Source organism: Caulobacter sp. FV1ye6ST, assembly GCF_058681225.1.
Genome location: NZ_CM178733.1, coordinates 4832993 through 4853343 on the forward strand (window position 1 = coordinate 4832993; position 20351 = coordinate 4853343).

At 67.6% G+C, this 20351-nt stretch carries 19 protein-coding genes; 12 read left to right on the forward strand and 7 right to left on the reverse strand.

Translation table 11 applies throughout. The annotated features are described in order from the left end of the window. The first annotated feature begins 61 nt into the window (after window positions 1-61). Window positions 62-1639 carry an ArnT family glycosyltransferase gene (locus tag ACW175_RS22930; protein WP_492102219.1) on the forward strand — a complete coding sequence of 526 codons (1578 nt, stop codon included), beginning with the start codon at window positions 62-64 and terminating at the stop codon, window positions 1637-1639. Window positions 1640-1754: 115 nt separating this feature from the next. Here the strand turns inward: ACW175_RS22930 and ACW175_RS22935 are convergent, their stop codons facing one another. Both ACW175_RS22935 and ACW175_RS22940 read right to left on the reverse strand, forming a co-directional pair. Continuing rightward, window positions 1755-2396 carry a 3-oxoacid CoA-transferase subunit B gene (locus ACW175_RS22935; protein ID WP_492102220.1) on the reverse strand — a complete coding sequence of 214 codons (642 nt, stop codon included), beginning with the start codon at window positions 2394-2396 and terminating at the stop codon, window positions 1755-1757. Next, complete coding sequence (locus tag ACW175_RS22940; RefSeq protein ID WP_492102221.1) at window positions 2396-3121, reverse strand: CoA transferase subunit A; 726 nt, start codon at window positions 3119-3121, stop codon at window positions 2396-2398. Before ACW175_RS22940 ends, ACW175_RS22935 begins: the two co-directional genes overlap by 1 nt. On the opposite strand from ACW175_RS22940, the gene ACW175_RS22945 reads away from it, so the two are divergent. Genes ACW175_RS22945 through ACW175_RS22955 form a run of 3 tightly spaced genes read left to right on the forward strand, consistent with a single transcriptional unit; the run spans window position 3024 to window position 5736 of the window. Continuing rightward, the gene (locus ACW175_RS22945) at window positions 3024-3230 is read left to right on the forward strand and encodes a hypothetical protein (RefSeq protein WP_492102222.1); all 207 of its coding nucleotides are present in this window, start codon (window positions 3024-3026) and stop codon (window positions 3228-3230) included. The genes ACW175_RS22940 and ACW175_RS22945 overlap by 98 nt on opposite strands. After that, a complete protein-coding gene (kefF, locus tag ACW175_RS22950) occupies window positions 3230-3826 on the forward strand; it encodes a glutathione-regulated potassium-efflux system oxidoreductase KefF (protein ID WP_492102223.1) in 597 nt (198 codons plus the stop codon). Before ACW175_RS22945 ends, kefF begins: the two co-directional genes overlap by 1 nt. 5 nt (window positions 3827-3831) lie before the next feature. Then, on the forward strand, window positions 3832-5736 hold the full coding sequence (locus ACW175_RS22955; RefSeq protein ID WP_492102224.1) for a monovalent cation:proton antiporter-2 (CPA2) family protein: 1905 nt from the start codon (window positions 3832-3834) through the stop codon (window positions 5734-5736). A gap of 116 nt (window positions 5737-5852) precedes the next feature. On the opposite strand, the gene ACW175_RS22960 is transcribed toward ACW175_RS22955, so the two are convergent. From ACW175_RS22960 to ACW175_RS22975, 4 genes are all read right to left on the reverse strand, one after another. Then, window positions 5853-6884: a helix-turn-helix domain-containing protein gene (locus tag ACW175_RS22960; RefSeq protein WP_492102225.1), complete on the reverse strand. Its 1032-nt coding sequence runs from the start codon at window positions 6882-6884 to the stop codon at window positions 5853-5855. Between the two features lie 328 nt (window positions 6885-7212). After that, complete coding sequence (locus ACW175_RS22965) at window positions 7213-8214, reverse strand: sterol desaturase family protein (RefSeq protein WP_492102226.1); 1002 nt, start codon at window positions 8212-8214, stop codon at window positions 7213-7215. 54 nt (window positions 8215-8268) lie between these two features. After that, window positions 8269-9336, reverse strand: a complete 1068-nt coding sequence (gene cerH, locus ACW175_RS22970; protein ID WP_492102227.1) for a ceramide hydroxylase CerH — start codon at window positions 9334-9336, stop codon at window positions 8269-8271. Between the two features lie 109 nt (window positions 9337-9445). Further along, window positions 9446-10117 carry a YiaD family glycine zipper/OmpA-like lipoprotein gene (locus ACW175_RS22975; protein ID WP_492102228.1) on the reverse strand — a complete coding sequence of 224 codons (672 nt, stop codon included), beginning with the start codon at window positions 10115-10117 and terminating at the stop codon, window positions 9446-9448. A gap of 177 nt (window positions 10118-10294) precedes the next feature. Between ACW175_RS22975 and ACW175_RS22980 the strand changes: the two genes are divergently transcribed. Further along, window positions 10295-11230, forward strand: a complete 936-nt coding sequence (locus tag ACW175_RS22980) for an isopenicillin N synthase family dioxygenase (protein WP_492102229.1) — start codon at window positions 10295-10297, stop codon at window positions 11228-11230. 54 nt (window positions 11231-11284) lie between these two features. Here ACW175_RS22980 and ACW175_RS22985 read toward each other — a convergent pair whose 3' ends face one another. Continuing rightward, on the reverse strand, window positions 11285-13168 hold the full coding sequence (locus tag ACW175_RS22985) for a ubiquitin-activating E1 FCCH domain-containing protein (RefSeq protein ID WP_492102230.1): 1884 nt from the start codon (window positions 13166-13168) through the stop codon (window positions 11285-11287). Window positions 13169-13309: 141 nt separating this feature from the next. On the opposite strand from ACW175_RS22985, the gene trmD reads away from it, so the two are divergent. The 7 genes from trmD to ACW175_RS23020 all read left to right on the forward strand — a co-directional run bounded on the left by trmD (window position 13310) and on the right by ACW175_RS23020 (window position 20297). Next, complete coding sequence (gene trmD, locus ACW175_RS22990; RefSeq protein WP_099581849.1) at window positions 13310-14047, forward strand: tRNA (guanosine(37)-N1)-methyltransferase TrmD; 738 nt, start codon at window positions 13310-13312, stop codon at window positions 14045-14047. A gap of 2 nt (window positions 14048-14049) precedes the next feature. Further along, the gene (gene rplS, locus ACW175_RS22995) at window positions 14050-14457 is read left to right on the forward strand and encodes a 50S ribosomal protein L19 (RefSeq protein WP_492102231.1); all 408 of its coding nucleotides are present in this window, start codon (window positions 14050-14052) and stop codon (window positions 14455-14457) included. 381 nt (window positions 14458-14838) lie between these two features. Continuing rightward, window positions 14839-16275 (forward strand): 3-isopropylmalate dehydratase large subunit, encoded by a 1437-nt coding sequence (leuC, locus tag ACW175_RS23000; RefSeq protein WP_492102232.1) that lies wholly within the window; start codon window positions 14839-14841, stop codon window positions 16273-16275. Continuing rightward, the gene (gene leuD, locus ACW175_RS23005; RefSeq protein ID WP_492102233.1) at window positions 16275-16883 is read left to right on the forward strand and encodes a 3-isopropylmalate dehydratase small subunit; all 609 of its coding nucleotides are present in this window, start codon (window positions 16275-16277) and stop codon (window positions 16881-16883) included. The genes leuC and leuD overlap by 1 nt, the downstream gene beginning before the upstream one ends. A gap of 136 nt (window positions 16884-17019) precedes the next feature. Then, window positions 17020-17322, forward strand: a complete 303-nt coding sequence (locus tag ACW175_RS23010; RefSeq protein ID WP_492102234.1) for a putative quinol monooxygenase — start codon at window positions 17020-17022, stop codon at window positions 17320-17322. A gap of 18 nt (window positions 17323-17340) precedes the next feature. Continuing rightward, on the forward strand, window positions 17341-18393 hold the full coding sequence (gene leuB / locus ACW175_RS23015) for a 3-isopropylmalate dehydrogenase (protein WP_492102235.1): 1053 nt from the start codon (window positions 17341-17343) through the stop codon (window positions 18391-18393). Window positions 18394-18488: 95 nt separating this feature from the next. Continuing rightward, the gene (locus tag ACW175_RS23020) at window positions 18489-20297 is read left to right on the forward strand and encodes a methyl-accepting chemotaxis protein (protein WP_492102236.1); all 1809 of its coding nucleotides are present in this window, start codon (window positions 18489-18491) and stop codon (window positions 20295-20297) included. Window positions 20298-20351 lie beyond the last annotated feature (54 nt).

Here is a 20351-nt window from a genome sequence, read left to right on the forward strand (position 1 = left end):
ATAAACGGCGGATAACGCGGAAGAATTGGTCAGATTTTTCTTACTTGGCTAATTAGGCGTCATGGCAACCGCACACGAATCTTCGACAATTTCCACCGAGTCCCGCGCCTGGCGTCTGACCCTGATGATGGTCGCCGCGCTCACGCTCGCGCGACTGATCGCCCTGTTTTCCACGCCGCTTGAGCTGTACCCGGACGAAGCCCAATACTGGCTGTGGTCGCGCGAGCTGGCGTTCGGCTACTTCTCCAAGCCGCCGATGATCGCCTGGCTGATCTGGGCCACGACCCACATCGGCGGCGACGCCGAGGCCTGGGTGCGGTTATCGGCGCCGCTGCTGCACGGCGCGACCGCCCTGGTGGTTCACCGCATCGCCCGCAAGCTCTACGGCGGCTGGAGCGGCCTGGTCGCGGCGGCGATCTACAGCCTGATGCCGGGCGTGGTGCTGTCGTCGGGCCTGATGGCCACCGACGCGCCGCTGCTGTTCTTCCTGTCGCTGACGATCTGGGCCTATGTCGCCCTGGCCGAGGAGACCGCCCCGCGCCGCTACTTCGTCGCCGCCGGCATGGGCGTGGCCCTGGGTCTGGCCTTCCTGTCCAAGTACGCGGCCGTCTACGCCCTGGGCAGCATCGTCATCCACTTCGCCATCTCGAAGCCGGCGCGTGATCGCTGGTGCATCGCCGCCGCGGTGCTGTTCGTCACGGCGTTCGTCCTGACCCTGGCCCCCAACTTCGCCTGGAACGCCAGCCACCAATTCGCGACGGTCAAGCACACGGCCTCGAACGCCAACTGGGGTTCGCACCAGCTGTTCAACATCCGTGAGCTGATCGAGTTCGTCGGCTCCCAGTTCGGCGTGTTCGGTCCCCTGCCGTTCGCCGTGCTGCTGGGCGGCTCGGCCTGGCTGGGCGTGAAGAAAAAGCTTCAGTCGCCGGACCTGCTGCTGCTGTGCTTCTGCGCCCCGCCGCTGATCATCGTGGCCGGCGAGGCCTTCGTCTCGCGCGCCAACGCCAACTGGGCCGGGGCCGCCTTCGTCGCCGGGTCCGTGCTGTCGGCCGGCTGGCTGCTCCGCTGGAACGCCCGCCGCTGGCTGATCGCGGGCCTGGGCTTGGAGGCCCTGTTCGCCGCCTTCTTCGTGGTTTGCATGGTCAACCCCAGGGCCGCCGACGCCGTGGGCCTGTCGAACGGCTTCAAGCGCGTGCGCGGCTGGGACCAGACCGTCCAGGCGATCATCGAGCGTTCGCGCGAGGAGCAGGCCCAGCGCGGTCCGCTCAGCGCCGTCGCGATGGACGACCGCTTCGTCTACAACGCCGCCGCCTATTACGGCCGCGACTATTTCGGCCAGCCGGGCGCGCCCCCCTTGCGGATGTGGGTGCACGAGGCCCATCCGCAGAACCAGGCCGAGACCGAGGCGCCGCTGGACGCCGACTACGGTCGTCGCGCCCTGATCGTCAGCCTGGAGGGCGGCTACCGGCCCGAGATCGAGCAGGACTTCAGGGCGACCTCCGGCATGCAGATCAGCCGCGTGCGCCTCGACAAGAAGCGCTCGCGCCGGATCGACCTGTTCGTCGCCGAGGGCTTCGCCCCCCTGCCCCGGGATCCCGTGACGGGCCTGCCGCCAGAGCCACGGAAAACGGCGAAGTAACGCCACGGACCTCGCCCTTCGACAGGCTCAGGGTGAGGTCCGAATGCTGGCGCCGCGATAGCCGGCAACCTCATCCTGAGCTTGTCGCAGGACGAGGTTGCCGCGCCACCGCCCTCTAAACCGCCACCTCGAACGCCGCCTCGGTTTTCGACTTCACCTCGTCGAGCGTCACGCCCGGGGCCAGTTCGATCAGCTTCACCGGGGTCTTGCCGCGGTTGATCTCGAAGACGCCGAGTTCGGTGATGAGCAGGTCCACGACGCCCGCGCCGGTCAGCGGTAGCGAGCAGGCCTTCAGGAGCTTGGGCGCGCCGGACTTCTCGCAATGGTCCATGACCACCACCACGCGCTTGACGCCGGCGACGAGATCCATGGCGCCGCCCATGCCCTTGACCATCTTGCCGGGCACCATCCAGTTGGCCAGATCGCCTGTCTGCGAGACCTGCATGCCGCCCAGGATCGACAGGGCGATGTGGCCGCCGCGGATCATGGCGAAGCTGTCGGACGAGCTGAAGTACGAGCTGGAGTCCAGCTCAGTGATCGTCTGCTTGCCGGCGTTGATCAGGTCGGCGTCCTCCTCGCCCTCATAGGGGAAGGGGCCCATGCCCAACATGCCGTTCTCGCTCTGCAGCGTCACGGACATGCCCTCGGGGATGTAATTCGCCACCAGGGTGGGGATGCCGATCCCCAGGTTCACATAGAAGCCGTCCTGCAGCTCCTTGGCGGCGCGGGCCGCCATCTCGTCGCGGGTCCAGGCCATCAGACGGTCTCCCCAGTCTTTTCTTCACGAGGGCGGGTGGTGACGCGCTCGATACGCTTCTCGAACTTGGCGCCCTTGACGATGAAGTCGACATAGATGCCGGGCGTGTGGATGGCGTCCTTGTCCAGTTCGCCGATCTCGACCAGCCGCTCGACCTCGACGACGGTTTTCCTGCCGGCCGTGGCCATCATCGGATTGAAGTTCCGGGCGGTCTTTCGGTAGATCAGGTTGCCCTCGGCGTCGCCCTTCCACGCCTTGACGATCGAAAGGTCCGCGGTCAGGCCGCGCTCCATCACGTACATCTCGCCGTCGAATTCGCGAACTTCCTTGCCCTCGGCCACCAGGGTGCCGTAGCCGGTGCGCGTGAAGAAGGCCGGGATGCCCGCCCCGCCCGCACGAATGCGTTCGGCCAGGGTGCCCTGCGGATTGAACTCCAGTTCCAGTTCGCCGCTGAGGTACAGCTGTTCGAACAGCTTGTTCTCACCCACATAGGACGAGACCATCTTCTTGATCTGACGGTTCTCGAGGAGGATCCCCAGACCGAAGCCGTCGACGCCGCAATTGTTGGAGATGACCGTGAGGTCCTTCGTTCCCGCCTCGCGGATCGCCGCGATCAGGTTCTCCGGAATGCCGCAGAGGCCAAAGCCCCCGGCCATGATGGTCATGCCGTCGAACAACAGCCCGGCGAGGGCCTCGACGGCGTCCTTCTTCACCTTGTCGACCATGGTGTCTCCCTGTTCCGAACCTTATACGTCCGGTGTTTGGCGAACCGTGTCGCCCGAGCCGCGAAGAAATTCAACCCTTGATGAATTATTTTCCAGAAGGGTCGCCTGATGACCGACGCTAGCACCGGCCCCGTGACGCCCGCCACCTCTGGCTTGCTCCTTGTCCTGGCCCATCCGGCGCTTGAACGGTCTCGCGCCAATCGCGCCCTGGCCAAGGCTGCCAAGGGCCTGTCGGGCGTCACCTTCAAGGACCTTTACGAGACCTATCCGGACTTCGCGGTCGACATCGAGGCCGAGCAGACGGCCTTGCTGGCCCATGATGTCGTCGCCCTGCAGTTTCCGCTCTACTGGTACTCGACTCCGGCCCTGATGAAGGAGTGGCTGGATCTGGTCTGGCTGCACGGCTTCGCCTATGGCGAGGGCGGCCAGGCCCTGAAGGGCAAGAAGCTGTTCGTGGCCTGCTCCACGGGCGCCAACGCCAAGGCCTACCATATGCACGGCTACAACCGGTTCAGCATGGACGAGTTCCTGCGGCCCCTGGAGCAGACCGCCCACCTGTGCGGCATGGAGTGGGAGACCCCGTTCGTCGTGCACGGCGCTTCCGTGAAAGACGACGCGGCCCTGAAGGCCGAGGCTGAGCGCTACAAGGCGCGGGTGGCCTCGCTGCTGCCGGCGTCCCGGGTTAGCGGCAAGGCGGAGGCGTAAGGCGCATGGAGAACTTCCTCACCCAGACCCTGGTCTATCTGGGCGCGGCCGTCGTCTCGGTGCCGATCGCCAAGCGGCTGGGGCTCGGCTCGGTGCTGGGCTATCTGATCGCCGGCGTCGTCATCGGCCCGTTCGCCCTGTCGCTGGTCGGCGCCCAGGCCGACGTCATGAAGTTCGCCGAGTTCGGCGTCGTCATCCTGCTGTTCCTGATCGGTCTCGAGGTGCAGCCCTCTACCCTGTGGGCGATGCGCAAGGCGATTTTCGGCTTCGGCGGCGCCCAGGTGGTGGGCACCTCGATCGCCATCGCCGGCGCGGCCATGCTGCTGGGCCTGCCCTGGCAGACGGCTCTGGCGGTGGGGATGGTGCTGGCCATGTCGTCCACCGCCATCGTGCTCCAGACCCTCGACGAGAAGGGCCTGAGGCAAGGTCCGGTCGGGCGCGCCGCCTTCGGCATCCTGCTGTTGCAGGACCTGGCGGTCATTCCGATGTTCGCCCTGCTGCCGCTGCTGGCCACCGTCGCGCCGCAGACGCATGGCGACGCGGGCGGTCATGGCGCCTCAAGCCTGGTGGCCCACCTGCCGGTCTGGGCCCAGGGCCTGTCGGTGTTCGCGGCGGTGGCGGCCGTGGTCGGCGGCGGTCGCTATCTGGTGCGCCCGGTGTTCCGCTTCATCGCCAAGGCCCGCCTGCGCGAAATCTTCGTCGCCGCGGCCCTGCTGATCGTGGTTGCGGTCGCCAGCCTGATGCAGATCGTCGGCCTCTCCCCAGCCCTCGGCGCTTTCCTGGCCGGGGTGGTGCTGGCCGAGAGCGAGTTCCGCCGCGAGCTGGAGACCGACATCGAGCCTTTCCGGGGCCTCTTGCTAGGCCTGTTCTTCATCACCGTCGGCGCCGGGGTCAACCTGCCCCTGGTCGCGCATCAGCCGCTGACTTTAGCGGGTCTGGTTCTCGGCCTGATGATGCTGAAGTTCCTGGTCATGTACGGCTTGGCCCTCCTGTTCGGCGCGCCCAAACGCGGGGCGTTGGCGGTGGCCACGGCCCTGGCCCAGGGCGGCGAGTTCGCCTTCGTGCTGCTCAGCTTCACCGTCGGCGCGGGGGTGATCGGCGCACCGCTGGCCGCCCTGCTGACCGCCGCCGTCGCCGTCTCCATGGCCCTGACGCCCGTGGCCATGATCCTCTACGAGCGGGTCGCCGCCCTGATGGACGCGGCCATTCCCGACGTCGTCCCCGACACCGGCGACTTCGACGAGGGCGAGCCGGACATCATCATCGCCGGCTTCGGGCGCTTCGGTCAGATCACCGGCCGCCTGCTGCAGGCCAACGGCTTCAAGTCGACGGTGCTGGACAGCGACATCGAGCAGATCGAGCTGCTGCAGCGCTTTGGCCGACGGGTGCACTATGGCGACGCCACGCGCCTGGACCTGCTGCGCGCCGCCGGCGCCGAGCGGGCCAGGATGCTGATCGTCGCCGTGGACGACCGGGAAAAGACCGTCGAGCTGGTCGAGACCGCCCGCAAGGCCTTCCCGGATCTGGTGATCCTGGCTCGCGCCTGGGACCGCCGCCACGCCTACGACCTGCTGGCCAACGGCGCCGACGCGGTCGAGCGCGAGACCTTCGAGTCGGCCCTGGCCCTGGGAACCACCGCCTTGCAGAAGCTGGGCTTCCGCGCGCACAGGGCGCACAGGGCGGCCGCCTTCTTCCGTCGCCACGATCGTCGGGTGTTCGAGGAGCTGCGCCCGATGTGGGGCCAGGAGGAGGCCTATATCCTGGCCTCGCGCGACGCGGCCAAGACCATGGACCGCCTGCTGGACGCCGACCTCCACCGCATGCGCCCCGGCGACGCCGGCGGGGCCTGGGACACCGCCAGCCTGGACGAGGAACTGCGCGAGCGGGCCGAGCAGGAGGGGGCGGGCTAGAGCATTTTTCGATCCATTGGATCGGTGAAATGCTCTAGCCTCTTGTTTTGACGCATTTTCTGACGACGAACCGGTACCCACCTCGTCGGAAAATGCTCTAGAAGACCCCGCCCGGATCAAGCCGCGTCCAGGGCCTTCAGCCAGTCCGGCAGTCCGCCGGCGCCCGCCCGCTGTACGCTGACCTTGGCGGCGGCGGCGGCGCCTTGGCCGCGGGCCTCGCCCGGCGTCATGCCAAACCGCGCCTTGAAGGCCCGGCTGAAGCTGGACCAGACGGTGAAGCCGTGGCGCTCGGCCACCTGGGTCATGGCCAGGGATTGGCCGGGGTCCGACAGAGCCTCGAACACCCGGCGCAGGCGCCGATTGCGGATGTGCTCGCTGACCCCGCCCAGCGGCGCGAACAGCCGATAGAGCGAGGCGCGCGACACGCCGAAGCGACGGCAAAGCAGCTCGGCGTCCAAGGCGGGATCATGCAGGTTGGCGTCGATGAACCGCCGCATCCGGGCGCGCTGGGTGTCGGCCGCGGCCCGCCGCGTCTCCTGGGCGCGATGGCCCAGGGTCAGACCCGCCAGCAGATCGGTGGTCGCCCGGCCGACGCCATAGGCCTCCTCCGGCCGCAGGTCGGGCGCCACGCGCATCAGGCTTTCGGCGTGGGCCCTCAACAGCGCGGCCCCCGCGGTCTCGCGGCGCAGAACCAGGCCGTGGAGCGGGTCCAGGTCGATGTCGCGGGCGTCGAAGGCGTCGCGCGGGATAGCCAGATTGATGTTGGTGCAGTGGGCCGCCTCCGACTGGAAGGCGCGGGTCAAGTCCAGCAGGCAGACGTCGCCCGGCCGCGTGGCGACCTCGCCCTGGCCCGCGCGTCGGCGGTCTTCGCCATCGACGATGATCTGCACCAGGACGAGCTCCAGCCCGGTGGCGGCGATCTTCCGCGCGTCGCGGCCATAGCCGAACACGCCGCCGCTCATATGGGCCTGCCCCAGCAGCATCGAGCCGATGTTGAAGCTGTTGATGCCCAGGTCCGGCCCAGGCCCGGCCACGTCGCGCAGGCGGATGTCGAACACCGGAGCGATGGCCTGGGCATAGGCCTCCGCGCCTTCGCGGCCCGGGGTGATCCGCGTGCCGGCCTGGAACTGGGGTAGCGAAGACGGCATGCAAGCAACTCGAACCGACGATACGCGAGCCTCGAGCCAGACCCCGAATGACGCCAGCCGTCAATGACCCGCGTCAACCGTGGCGCGGAGTCTCAGATTCATGACCCGCCGTCTCAAAGGCACGAGCCGCCGTTGCTCCGTCCACGACCGGACTCTACGGGTCTGGCCGGCACGAAGGCGACGTATCCATTCCCTTGGCGGCGTGCTCGTGCCGAGCGGTCAGGTCCGATCGATCCCGCGGTGGGGACTTCGGGTCGGTCGGACCACCGCGTGAAGACAACCCAAACTTTACGCGACGCGTGATCCCGCCGATCCCGCGTCGCTTCTTTTATTCGGCCGCCCGCGGCGTGGGGCTGGAGGGTGGACGGAACGCCTCGACGAAAGGCGTCGCGAAGCCGCCGGTCAGGCTGTGCGGATCGACGCCGACAGCGCCGAAGGCGAGGTTCCGGGGCCGCTGACCCGGCACGTAGAGCGTGCCGAACATCCGGTCCCAGATCGCCAGGCAACTGCCCAGGTTCTTGCCGAAGTGGGCGGGGTCGGCCGAGTGGTGGATCTGGTGGTGGGCCGGGCTCATCACCCAGCGACCCAGCGGTCCGAAGGTGATCCAGACGTGCGAGTGTTGCAGGTGGATGATCGTCAGGGCGAAGACCACGAAGATCGCGTTCTCGTCGAACAGCTTGGGCGCATGCCAGGCCGGTCCGAAGGCCCAGGCCAGCAGGCCGCCGACGCCGCCGGTGGCCAGGGCCAGGATGTTGGCGAACTTCAGGGTCTCCATCGGATGGACCCGGAAGGCCGTCATCGGCGTCAGGGCCTCGGCCGTGTGGTGGCTCTTGTGGAAGGCCCACAGGAACGGAACCTTGTGGCTCAGCCAGTGGTCGAGCCAGTAGCCCAGTTCATAGGCCAGAAAGCCCAGGACGGTCCCGATGACCGCGACCAGCGGCCATGGCGCGTGAGGAAACAGCGCCGGTCCCGCGGCCTGGCCCAGCCAGCCGCCAACCGCCTTGGCCACCGCCCCGCCCGACAGCATGGCCGCGCCGATCAGCAGGCCCACGCACCAGACATTGAACACGAAGAAGACGAGGTCGGCCCGGGTGGAGGCGGTCAGCCAGACCTTGCGGGGAAACATCGCCCGCAGCAGCAGACGCGGCGAGGTCTCGCGACCCCGGGCCCGGCGGGTCAGCACGATATGGGCGGCGGCGATCAACAGAGCGCTGCTCAGCGACGCCAGCGAGAAGGCCGAGCCCAGCGGCAGCAGCAGCTTCAGCACCGGCGCGATCATGCGATGGCCGGCCCCGGGCAGATCGATCAGAGACGCCAGATCAGCCGGCATCGCGGGCCCCCGTGAAACAGGGGTCCTTCTTAGCGAAAAGGCCTCAACCGCCGCTTAATGCGCCGGCTGGCCGCCCACCGTCTTCTTGGCGGCGTTCTTTTGACCGACGCGACGGAACAGGTCGGCCAGCGCCTCGAACAGACCCTGCTGAGAGGCCTGATGATAGTGCGAGTCCGCCCCCAAAGCCTCGGCCAGACGCGCGTGGGCCTTGCCGAGATTATGGTACGGCAGGCGCGGCAGCAGGTGGTGCAGGGCGTGGTAGCGCAGGCCGACCGGGGCCCACAGCGCCGACGCCAGGTTCGGCGGCGGCACATTGACCGAGTCGAGGAACTGCTCGTCCAGGGTCATCTTGTCGCCCTCGTTGTCCCAGTGGTGGGCGACCAGGGTGCGGGCCTGGTTGAGGAAGGTGGCCAGCGAGAAGATCGCGAGACCGGTCAGCAGGGCGCGCGGCGGCAGAACGCCGGTGACCGTCGCGGCGATCACCGCCCACGACCACAGCCAGCAGCCGATGTCCTGCAGCACCCAGGCGGTGCGCCAACGGTTGAGGTCCTCGCGCACGAAGTCGGGATTGATGATCAGGGCCGACAGCTTGGTCTTGAGATACTTGCGCAGCGGCGGGACCACGAACGACAGCGGGATCAGCACCACCGAGCGCAGGATCACGCCCAGCGGGGCCAGCAGCGCGACGAACAGGAACCCCGCCAGGCCCAGCGGCGTGAAGCGCGACAGCGGCAGGTATTCCGGATCCAGCGCCGTGCCGAAACGATCCTTGATGTGGTGGATGTTGTGCACGCCCTCGTACATCAGCGAGGGCGTCATCAGCGGCACGCCGACCAGGATGTTCCAGCCGACACGGAAGCCCGGGGCCTCATCATCGCGGATATGGGTCAGCTCGTGGATGAAGCTCAGGGCGCGATAGAGGGCCAGCACGCTGACCACGCCGGCTGCCAGGCCGATCACCAGATTGCCCGTGGTCGCGGCGACGTAGAGCCCGCCCCACATCAGGGCGACCGAGACGATCATGTCGACCCAGTAGATCGCCGCGTTCGGCGCCATCAGGTCGTCAGCCAGCGCATAGGCCTGCTTGGTCAGACTGACGCCTTGGCTCGCCAACTTGTTCACTTCGACCTCGCGCCGTCCACAAACCCGTAAGAGGCATGCGAATTGGCGACGACGCGAGGGAAAAGCAACCGTTTGGATCAAAGGCGCGACAATTGCGCGCCCTTAAGCGTCACTGGGTGAGAGGCCGCAGGATGATCTCCACCCGGCGGTTCTGGGCGCGGCCGGCGGCGGTGGCGTTGTCGGCGATAGGCTGGCGCGAGCCCATGCCGGCCACGAACACGCGGTCCGACAACACCCGGCCCTGGCGGACCAGGTAGTCGGCTACCGCGCTGGCGCGGCGCTCGGAAAGACCCTGGTTGTAGTCGGCGCCGCCGCTGCTGTCGGCGTGGCCCACCACATCGATCGTGGTCTGCGGATAGGCGTTCAGCGTGCGGGCCACGTCGTCGAGTACGCGGGTGAACTGCGGCTGCACGTCGGACTTGTCGACGGCGAAGGTCACGTCGCTGGGCATCACCAGCACGATCTGGTCGCCGTTGCGGCGGATCATCACGCCCGAGGTTTCGAGGCTGCGGCGCAGGTCGGCCTGCTGGCGGTCCATGTAGTTGCCGACCGCGCCCCCGGCCAGGGCGCCGATACCGGCGCCGATCAGCGCGTTCTTGCGGCCCTGCTCGCCCTTGTTCGTGTTGGTCAGATAGCCGAGCAGCGCGCCGCCCGCCGCCCCGGCGAGCACGCCCGTACCGGTATTGTTGCGCACCGGCATGCCCGTATAGGGGTCGGTGGTGGTGCAGGCCGTCAAGGCGCCGGCGGCCAGGAACATCGCGGCGATCGCGGTCTTGCGCATTGTCGCTACCCTCGTCTCTTTGTTGTAGATCAACGTCAGACGGGCAAACGCCCTTCTTATGGTCAAGTTCCAACATCGCGCCTGACGCCAGGATGAACGGTCTTCGTTTCACCCCTGGCTCGGTGTAGTAAGAAGGGACTTACTCATCTCCCATCCGCTGTCCTAGGGCTCGCAGACGTGTCTATCTCCGCCATCGAACCGATCTCGTTCTCCCTTTACAGCAAGGACTTTCCGCGCTTCGCCCAGGAACTGGGCGCCTCGTTCGAGCGCTACGGCTTCGCCGTGCTTTCGGAGTACGACATCCCGCAGGACCGCATCGACGCGGCCATTTCCGACACCAAGGCCTTCTTCGCCCTGCCGGAAGAGACCAAGAAGCAATATGCCGGGATCAAGGGCGGGGCGCGCGGCTACATCCCGTTCGGGGTCGAGACCGCCAAGGGCGCCACGCACCACGACCTGAAGGAATTCTGGCACATGGGCCGCGACCTGCCGCCCGGCCACCGCTTCCGCGCCACCATGGCCGACAACGTCTGGCCGGCCGAGATCCCGGCCTTCAAGCATGACGTCAGCTGGTTCTACAACGCGCTCGACGCCATGGGCGGCAAGGTCCTGGAGGCCATCGCCACCTACCTGAAGCTGGACCGCGACTTCTTCAAGCCGACCGTCGAGAACGGCAACAGCGTGCTGCGCCTGCTGCACTATCCGCCGATCCCGCAGGACGCCACGGGCGTTCGCGCCGGGGCCCACGGCGACATCAACACCATCACCCTGCTGATGGGCGCGGAGGAAGGCGGCCTGGAGCTGCTGGACCGCAACGGCGACTGGCTGCCGATCAACCCGCCCCCGGGCTGCATCGTCATTAATATCGGCGACATGCTGGAGCGCCTGACCAACCACGTCCTGCCCTCGACCATCCACCGCGTGCAGAACCCGCCGCCCGAGCGCCGCCACATCCCGCGCTACTCGACGCCGTTCTTCCTGCACTTCGCGTCGGACTACGAGATCAAGACCCTGCCCAACTGCATTAGCCCCGAGAACCCGGACCGCTATCCGGAGTCGATCACGGCCGATGAATTCCTCCAGCAGCGCCTGCGCGAGATCAAGCTGGCCTAAGGGCTGTTCGGATCGAAGACGAGGAGGGCGACGGCGCGAGCCGCCGCCCTTTTTCTATTTCGCGATCCGCAGGTCGGAGATCTCCTGGGCGATCGCCTTGAACGAGGACTTCAGCTCCGAGCCGGTGGCCGGGAAGAACGCCTTGGAGGTGTCGGTGGCGCAGGAGGTCAGGAAGCTCTTGGCCGTGGCGTCGGAGCCGACGTCGAAACCCACGGTATAGAGCGTGATGTCGTTGGCGCTGTTCTTGATCGCCGTGCATAGCGCTCGGGCCTGGGTGAAGGGGTCGCCGTTGGTGGCGTTGCAGTTGATGTGGTCGCTGGAGCTGCCGCTGCCGTTGCCGGCGTCGTAGGCGATGACACCATTGCAGTAGGGCGTGTTGAACGCGCCATCGGTCATCAGGATGACCACCTTCATCAGGTCCTTGGTCTTGTAGGCCGCCGGCTTTTGAGAGGCGTTGGGCCATAGGTAGCCGAAGTTCGGGGCGATCATGTACCAGCCCCAGGCCAAACCGATCTGGCCAGCCGTGGAGCCGCCAGCCTCCAGGCCGCTGATCTGGGCTTTCAGCGCCGTCCTGTCGCTGGACAACGGCATGATCTTCGGGCTCGGGCACGGGTTGGCCGAGTTGGTCAGGGGCTTGTCGGAAGGATAGTTCAGGCCGACATAGGCCGTGCTGGGCGCGGCGTCCGTATAGGCCTGGGCGCCGGTCCGCTCGCTGACGCATGTGCTGATGGGGCGTACGGTGCCCGAGGTCCAGTTGGCGTTGGTGTAGGAGTAGTTGTTGCAGCCCGGATTGGTGCTCTGCTCGCACGTGGCCGCGCCGCCGCTGGTGTACGCGCCCGTGCTCGAATCGGCGGCCACGCGCGTATCGAAGGTCGTGGCGGTCAGGTTGGTGATCGTCTGAGTGGTGCCGTTCAGCGTGGTCAGCCCGCCCATGTTGGCGAAGCTGATCTGGTCGTCGGTGATGAAGCCGTGGGCCGCGGAGGTGGTGACGACGATCGTGCAAGCGCTGGTCAGGCACTTCCGCGCCACGCCGCCGCCATTGTTGTAGTTCTTGGAAGAGGTGCTGACGCCGTTCAGCGAGAAGCTGTTCGAGTTCACCCGGGTGATCGTGTAGGTTTTATTATTCAGCGAGGCGTCATTCCCGGTGATGCCGGAGATATAGACCTTGTCGCCGGTCGAATAGCCGTGATTGCTGACCGTGACGACCGCCGGGTTGGCCTTGGTGATCCCCGTGATCGTCTGGGCCGAGGCCAGCCAAGCGGCGCCGGAGATCGCGCGCACGGGCACGGGCCCACGCACCGCGTCGGCATAGCTCCCGACATTGACGCCAGCGGCGTACGGGACCAGGGCCACCTTCGAATAGAACGGCGTCTGGGCGTCCTTGACGATGATGTCGACGAGGTCGGAAGCGGCGGTCTTCAGGTCGGCGATGCGCGTGCCGCCCATCGAGCCGGTGATGTCGAGCACCAGCGAGACTTCCAGGTCCTTGGACGAGCGCACCACGTCCGACACGGCGGTGACCGTGAAGTTGCCGCTGTTCCAGAGATTGGCGATGACCGGCTGCAGCGTCGCCGTGGCCGTTCCGATGACGTGGTTGTCAGCGCCCATCTTGAACGTGGCGCTGGAGGCGGTGAGGCCAAGGTTCATCCCCGCCACCTCGGCCAGGAAGGCCGGATCGCCGACCGCTTCCAGGTCGGCGTCGGTGACGCCGGTCGAGCGCGCGGCGATCAGGGTGGCGGCATCCAGGGCGTCCTGCATCTGCCGGCGCTGCAGGCTGATGCGGCTGACGTCCACCAGGCCGAACACCAGCACCGCCAGCGGCAGCGCCAGCAGGGCGAACTGCACGGCGATCGCGCCGCGTTCGTCGCGCCGCAGACGGCGAGCGAAGGCGGTGAAGCCCTCGGTCAGGCGTCGGAGGAAGCGGCTCTGCGTCGGCATGGTCTGATCCCAGGCGTGATTTTCGGGCTGACCTTCGCCGATGAGGGTGAACAAGCCGAAAACGCCGCTGGTGAACGGCGATCAAGACCCCCTTCGACTCTCCCCTTCGACTCCGGGCGCGCCTGCGGCTAAAGAGCCCGGATGCCGTTCACCGCCACCGTCCTGACCATGTTCCCCGAGGCCTTCCCAGGCCCGCTCGGCGTTTCGATGATCGGGACCGCCTGGACCGAGCAGGACCTGTGGCGTCTGGAAACGCTGGACATTCGGGCCTTTTCCAAGGATAAGCGCGGCTTCCTCGACGACACCCCCGCGGGTGGCGGCGCGGGAGCCGTGCTCAAGGCGGACGTCATCGCCTCCGCGCTCGACAGCGTGGAGCTGAATGGGCGGCCGCTTTTGTACATGAGCGCCCGGGGCAGGCCCCTGACCCAGGCGCGCGTAAGAGAGTGGTCCAAGGCGCCCGGTATCGTGGTGCTGTGCGGCCGCTTCGAGGGGGTGGACCAGCGGGTGCTCGACGCCCGGGGGTTCGAGGAGATCTCGGTCGGAGACGCTGTCCTCGCGGGAGGAGAAACGGCGGCGATGGTCGTGATCGAGGCGTGCGTTCGACTGGCCCCGGGTGTTCTGGGGAATATCGAGAGCACGCTGGAAGAAAGCTTCGAGGACGGCCTCCTCGAGCATCCGCAGTACACGCGACCGCGGACGTTCGAAGGACTGGATATCCCAGAGGTGCTGCTGTCGGGCGATCACAAGCGGATCGACCAATGGCGCAAGAGTATGCGTGAAGAAACGACCCGCGAGCGGCGTCCAGATCTCTGGGAAGCGCATCTCGCCAATCAACAGGCAAAAGGCGGCCCGAAAACGGGTAAGCCCAAGGAGAAATGATCATGGCGATCAACATCATCAAGCAACTCGAGCAGGAAGAGTCCGCTCGCCTGCTGGCCGTCCGCGCGATCCCGGAATTCCGTCCCGGCGACACCCTGCGCGTCAACGTGAAGATCAAGGAAGGCGAGCGCGAGCGCGTTCAGGCCTATGAGGGCGTCTGCATCGCCCGCGCCGGCTCGGGCGTCCATGAGAGCTTCACGGTCCGCAAGATCTCGTTCGGCGAAGGCGTGGAACGTCTGTTCCCGCTGCTCTCGCCGAGCATCGACAGCATCGAAGTGAAGCGTCGCGGCGTCGTCCGTCGCGCCAAGCTGTACTACCTGCGCGACCGTCGCGGTAAGTCGGCTCGTATCGCAGAGCGTTCGAACAGCAACACCAAGGCCTCGGCCGCCCCGGCTTCCTCGGAAGACTAAGCGCTCTCGACCTTCGCGAATGAACGAGGCCCCGGCGGGAAACCGCCGGGGCCTTTTTCTTGGCGCGGAACGGATTGGCGCGAGCCAGGCCCCTCCAGCCAAGCTTGTGTGCGAACGCACCGTCTTGACAAACCGCCGTTCCGTGAGATGGTTAACCACCCCCGGCCTAGGCCGGGCTTCCAGACCGTCTCCTTTCTAGTGGACGGCCCTTTCCGGGCGGAGCCATCGGCCCCCGGAAGCAAAGAATGATGCTAGGGCGCGCCGAAACCACTGGCGCGCCCTATGTCGTTCCCGGGGCGGCGGGGTCACAGGGCGCAAGAAATTGTCGCGAGGGCCACCCCCCACTGGATTTCGGCGCACGATCCGCCCTATATCCCCGCCATGTCCGCCAAAACCCTCTACGACAAGATCTGGGACGCCCACGTCGTCAGCGAAACCGACGGCGAGGCCATCCTCTATATCGACCTGCACCTCATCCACGAGGTGACCACCCCGCAGGCCTTCTCGGGGCTTCGCGCGGCCGGCCGCAAGGTGCGCCGGCCCGATCGCACCCTCGCCGTGGCCGACCACAACATCCCGACCGAGGGCCAGGCCCTGGGCGTCGACGCCGTGGCCGACGAGGAGGCGCGCCTCCAGCTCAAGACGCTGGCGCGCAACGTCGCCGACAACGGCATCGAGTTCTTCCCGATGGGCGACATCCGCAACGGCATCGTCCACGTGGTCGGTCCCGAGCAGGGCCGCACCCAGCCGGGCATGACCATCGTCTGCGGCGATAGCCACACCTCGACCCACGGCGCCTTCGGGGCCCTGGCCCACGGCATCGGCACGTCCGAGGTCGAGCACGTCCTGGCCACCCAGACCCTGCGCCAGAAGAAGGCCAAGAACATGCTGGTCCGCGTCGACGGCCAGCTGGGCCCCGGCGTCACCGGCAAGGATATCGCCCTGGCCGTGATCGGCGAGATCGGCACCGCCGGCGGCACCGGCTATGTCATCGAGTTCGCCGGCCAGGCCGTGCGCGAACTGTCGATGGAGGGCCGCATGACCCTCTGCAACCTGACCATCGAAGGCGGCGCCAAGGCCGGCCTGATCGCGCCGGACGACAAGACCTTCGCCTATATCCAGGGCAAGCCCGCGGCCCCCAAGGGCGCGGCCTGGGACATGGCGGTCAGCCACTGGAAGACCTTCTTCACCGACGACGACGCCGTCTACGACCGCACCGTGGTCATCGACGGCTCGGCCCTGGTCCCAATGGTCACCTGGGGCACGTCCCCCGAGGACGTCATCCCGGTCACCGGCAACGTCCCGGATCCGGAAAGCTTCGCCACGCCCGACAAGCGCGCCGCCGCCCACCGGGCGTTGGACTATATGGGCCTGACCGCAGGGCAGCCGATCTCGGAAGCCCGCATCGACCGCGTGTTCATCGGCTCATGCACCAACAGCCGCATCGAGGACATGCGCGCCGCCGCCGCCGTGGTGCAGGAGGCTTTCCTGCACGGCCGCCTCGTCGCCCCGCACGTCAGGGCCATGGTCGTCCCCGGCTCGGGCCTCGTGAAGGAACAGGCCGAGGAAGAAGGCCTGGACGCCATCTTCAAGGCCGCCGGCTTCGACTGGCGCGAGCCGGGCTGTTCGATGTGCCTGGCCATGAACCCCGACAAGCTGGCCCCCCAGGAGCGCTGCGCCTCGACCAGCAACCGCAACTTCGAAGGCCGCCAGGGCCGCGCCGGTCGCACCCACCTCGTCTCGCCCGCCATGGCGGCGGCGGCGGCGATCGCGGGACATCTGGTCGATGTCCGCACCTTCCTGGAGGAGACCGCCTGATGCGCGCCTTCACCCGCCTCGACGGCCGCGCGGCTCCGCTGGAGCTGGCCAATATCGACACCGACCAGATCATCCCCAAGCAGTTCCTCAAGACCGTGGAACGCGAGGGGCTGGCCAAGGGCCTGTTCTACGACTTCCGCGTCGACGGCGACGGGAACGAGATCAGCGACTTCGTGCTCAACAAGCCAGAGTACAAGAACGCCTCGGTGCTGATCGCCGGCGACAATTTCGGCTGCGGCAGTTCGCGCGAGCACGCCCCGTGGGCGCTGATGGATTTCGGGATCATGTGCGTGATCTCCACCAGCTTCGCCGACATCTTCAACAACAACTGCTTCAACAACGGCCTGCTGCCGGTGGTGGTGAAGCCTGAAGAGCTCTCGCTCCTGATGGAGGAGGCCAAGGGCGGCAACCACATGGTCAGCGTCGACCTCGAGACCCAGACCGTGGTCTCGCCGTCGGGCAAGACGATCGCCTTCGACATCGATCCCGTGCGCAAGGAAAAGATGCTCAAGGGCCTCGACGCCATCGGCGAGACCCTGATGCACGGCGGCGACATCGACCTGTATGAGACCAAGCGGGCGATCAGCGAGCCCTGGCTGGAGGCCTGAAGCGCCTCCCCTCCCCTTGATGGGGAGGGGTAGGGGTGGGGTGATGCAGCGGTTCGACCGCGCCAGACCCCGACAGGCTGTCACCCCCATCCCCGGCCCTTCCCCCATCAAAGGGGGGAAGGAGGAGAACGCAGAGATGACCATCATCCTCGCCGGCACGATCCGCCTCGCGCCCGAACGCCTGGCCGACCTGCGACCGCATCTCCGCGCCCAGGTCGAGAATAGCCGGGCCGAGCCGGGGTGCCTGGACTACGCCCTGACCGAAGACCCGCTCGACCCCGGCCTGATCCGGGTCTACGAGCATTTCGTCGACGAAGAGGCCCTGGCCTTCCACCGCGCCAGCCCGCACATGGCCGCCTGGCGCGCCTGCTGGCCGGAACTCGGCGTCGGCGAGCGCCGCATGTCGTCGTTCGACGTCTCCGCCTACCGCGAAATCTGATCCAAGAGAGAGCCTCACATGTCCACCCTGCTCCTCCTGCCCGGCGACGGCATCGGCCCGGAAGTCTGCGCGGAAGTGCGCCGCGTGGCGGCGGCCCTCACCCCGGATCTCGAGGTCTCCGAAGCCCCCTATGGCGGGTCCAGCTATGACGCCCACGGAACGCCGCTGCTGGACGAGGTCCGCGACCAGGCCATCGCCAGCGACGCGGTGCTGATGGGCGCCGTCGGCGGTCCGCAATGGGCCAACGTCCCTCGCCACCTGCGCCCGGAAGCCGGCCTGCTGAACCTGCGCAAGGCCATGGACGTCTACGCCAACCTGCGCCCGGCCTACTGCTTCGAGGCCCTGGCCGGCGCCTCCAGCCTGAAGACCGAGCTGGTCTCGGGCCTGGACATCATGTTCGTGCGCGAACTGGTCGGCGGCGTCTATTTCGGCGAGCCGCGCGGCATCGAGACCCTGGCCGACGGCCAGAAGAAGGGCTTCGACACCGCCGTCTATACGACCAGCGAGATCGAGCGCGTCGGCCGCGTGGCTTTCGAGCTGGCCCGGGGCCGGACCAACAAGGTCCACTCGGCCGAGAAGTCGAACGTCATGGAGTCGGGCCTGCTGTGGAAGCAGGTGATCACCGAGCTGCACGCCCGCGACTATCCGGACGTCCAGCTGGAGCACATCCTGGCCGACAACTGCGCCATGCAGCTGGTCCGCGCGCCCAAGCAGTTCGACGTCATCGTCACCGACAACCTGTTCGGCGACATCCTGTCGGACGCCGCGGCCATGCTGACCGGCTCGCTGGGCATGCTGCCCTCGGCCGCGCTGGGCGCGCCGGGCAAGCCCGGCCTCTACGAGCCGATCCACGGCTCGGCCCCCGACATCGCCGGCAAGGGCCTGGCCAATCCTCTGGCCGCCATCCTGTCGTTCGAAATGGCTCTGCGCTGGTCGCTAAGGCAGGTCGAGGCCGCCGACGCGCTGCTGACGGCGGTCAAGGCCGCGCTGGACGGCGGGGCCCGCACGCGCGACCTCGGCGGCGCCTTGACCACCGCCGAAATGGGCAGCGTCGTTCTGTCGCACCTGTAGAAGCATTCCGTAGGGGCAGTCGCCCCTTCGGAAAACTCAAGTTTAACGCCTGGCCTCCATACGCTTAACCATATCAAGGGCGTTTGGGGCCGGGCATGAACTTCCAGAATCTGAAGATTTCCACCAAGCTCGCGGTCGCTTTTGGCGCCTTGATCCTGGCCTTCGTGGCCTCGGCCGCCGTCGTCCTGCTCAGCCTCGACCAGATCCAGGAGGCCTCCACCTCCAGCCAACGCTCGCTGACCCTGGCGGCCCAGGCCGAGGCCATGGCGACCCTGGCCGAAGAGCAGCACAGCGCCCTGCGCGGCTATGTGCTCGCCGGCGACCCCAAACAGAAGCAGACCTACGAGGCCGTCGGCAAGACGTTCGACGACGCGCTGGACGCGTTCGAGGCCAAGACGACCCAGGCGGCTCAGAAGAAGCGCGCGCAGGCGATCCGCGCCGCCATGAGCGTCTGGCGTCGAGACGTCGCCTCCCCCACGCTGGCCGCCATGAACGACCCGGCCGGTCGGGAACAGGCGGTGGCCATCGTCGGCGCCCCGTCCCTGACCAAGCTCCGCGCGCTGCAGGAAGACATGCGCGCCGCCGCGGTGGCTCGCGTGTCGATCCGCACCAAGGAACAGGCCAGCGCCCTGTTCATGGCCAAGACGTCGATGATCGTGGGCGGCCTGGCCTCTCTGGCCATCGCGGGCCTGATGGGTTGGCTGCTGTCGGCGACCATCGGCGCGCCCGTCAACCTGATCACCAGCATCATGCGCCGCCTCGCCTCGGGCGATAGCGGCGTCGAGATTCCCGCCATCGGCCGCAAGGACGAGGTCGGCCAGATGGCCGACGCCGTCGCCGTCTTCAAGGACGCCGCCATCGAGAAGCTGAGGGTCGAGGCCGAGGCTGTCGCCCAACGCGACGCCGCCGACAGCGAGCGCGCCGCCAACGAGGCCGAGAAGGCCGAGATCGCCCGCAGCGACGCCATCAACATCGCCGCGCTCACCGAGGCGCTGGACCGCCTGGCGGCCGGCGACCTGACCCACCGCATCACCATCCCGTTCTCGCCCAAGGCCGAGAGCCTGAAGACCAATTTCAACGCCGCCGCCGACAAGGTCCAGCAAGCCCTGCGCGCCATCAACGCCGCCACCGGCGGAGTGGGCAGCGGGGCCGACGAGATCGCCGAGGCCTCGGACAACCTGTCGCGACGCACCGAGCAGCAGGCCGCCAGCCTGGAAGAGACCGCCGCCGCCCTCGACGAGATCACCGCCACGGTGCGCAAGACCGCCGAGGGCGCGCGCGAGGCTTCGGGTCTGGTCGCCCAGGCTCGCGCCGGGGCCGAGCGCTCGGGCGCCATCGTGGAACAGGCCGTCTCGGCCATGGGTCAGATCGAAAGCTCGTCGAGCCAGGTCAACCAGATCATCGGCGTGATCGACGAGATCGCCTTCCAGACCAACCTCCTGGCCCTGAACGCCGGAGTCGAGGCCGCGCGGGCGGGTGAAGCCGGCCGTGGCTTCGCGGTCGTCGCCCAGGAGGTGCGGGCCCTGGCCCAGCGTTCGGCCGACGCCGCCAAGGAGATCAAGATCCTGATCTCGACCTCGACCCAGCAGGTCGGCGCGGGCGTGGACCTGGTGGCTCAGACCGGCGAGGCCCTGCGCGCCATCGTCGCCCAGGTCGCCTCGATCGACGCGCTCGTGAAGGAAATCGCCGCCTCGGCCCAGGAGCAGTCCACCGGCCTGCACCAGGTCAATGTCGCGGTGAACCAGATGGACCAGGTCGTCCAGCAGAACGCCGCCATGGTCGAGGAAGCCACCGCTGCCAGCCACTCGCTGAAAGGCGAGGCCGGCGAGCTGGCCGTGCTGGTGGGGCGGTTCCAGGTGGGAGAAGGGCAAGCGGCCCCCGCTCGGCGTTCGCGGGCGGCTTAGCGCCTTTCCCTGAACGCCTTTCGCCTCCTACACTCCTCCCAACGATAAGAGTTG

Bases quoted from the DNA above. Each gene is read 5' to 3' on its own strand.
- ACW175_RS22930 (WP_492102219.1), top strand. From the start codon at position 62: ATGGCAACCGCACACGAATCTTCGACAATTTCCACCGAGTCCCGCGCC.
- ACW175_RS22935 (WP_492102220.1), bottom strand. From the start codon at position 2,396: ATGGCCTGGACCCGCGACGAGATGGCGGCCCGCGCCGCCAAGGAGCTG.
- ACW175_RS22945 (WP_492102222.1), top strand. From the start codon at position 3,024: ATGCCGCAGAGGCCAAAGCCCCCGGCCATGATGGTCATGCCGTCGAAC.
- ACW175_RS22940 (WP_492102221.1), bottom strand. From the start codon at position 3,121: ATGGTCGACAAGGTGAAGAAGGACGCCGTCGAGGCCCTCGCCGGGCTG.
- kefF (WP_492102223.1), top strand. From the start codon at position 3,230: ATGACCGACGCTAGCACCGGCCCCGTGACGCCCGCCACCTCTGGCTTG.
- ACW175_RS22955 (WP_492102224.1), top strand. From the start codon at position 3,832: ATGGAGAACTTCCTCACCCAGACCCTGGTCTATCTGGGCGCGGCCGTC.
- ACW175_RS22960 (WP_492102225.1), bottom strand. From the start codon at position 6,884: ATGCCGTCTTCGCTACCCCAGTTCCAGGCCGGCACGCGGATCACCCCG.
- ACW175_RS22965 (WP_492102226.1), bottom strand. From the start codon at position 8,214: ATGCCGGCTGATCTGGCGTCTCTGATCGATCTGCCCGGGGCCGGCCAT.
- ACW175_RS22975 (WP_492102228.1), bottom strand. From the start codon at position 10,117: ATGCGCAAGACCGCGATCGCCGCGATGTTCCTGGCCGCCGGCGCCTTG.
- ACW175_RS22985 (WP_492102230.1), bottom strand. From the start codon at position 13,168: ATGCCGACGCAGAGCCGCTTCCTCCGACGCCTGACCGAGGGCTTCACC.
- trmD (WP_099581849.1), top strand. From the start codon at position 13,310: ATGCCGTTCACCGCCACCGTCCTGACCATGTTCCCCGAGGCCTTCCCA.
- rplS (WP_492102231.1), top strand. From the start codon at position 14,050: ATGGCGATCAACATCATCAAGCAACTCGAGCAGGAAGAGTCCGCTCGC.
- leuC (WP_492102232.1), top strand. From the start codon at position 14,839: ATGTCCGCCAAAACCCTCTACGACAAGATCTGGGACGCCCACGTCGTC.
- leuD (WP_492102233.1), top strand. From the start codon at position 16,275: ATGCGCGCCTTCACCCGCCTCGACGGCCGCGCGGCTCCGCTGGAGCTG.
- ACW175_RS23010 (WP_492102234.1), top strand. From the start codon at position 17,020: ATGACCATCATCCTCGCCGGCACGATCCGCCTCGCGCCCGAACGCCTG.
- leuB (WP_492102235.1), top strand. From the start codon at position 17,341: ATGTCCACCCTGCTCCTCCTGCCCGGCGACGGCATCGGCCCGGAAGTC.
- ACW175_RS23020 (WP_492102236.1), top strand. From the start codon at position 18,489: ATGAACTTCCAGAATCTGAAGATTTCCACCAAGCTCGCGGTCGCTTTT.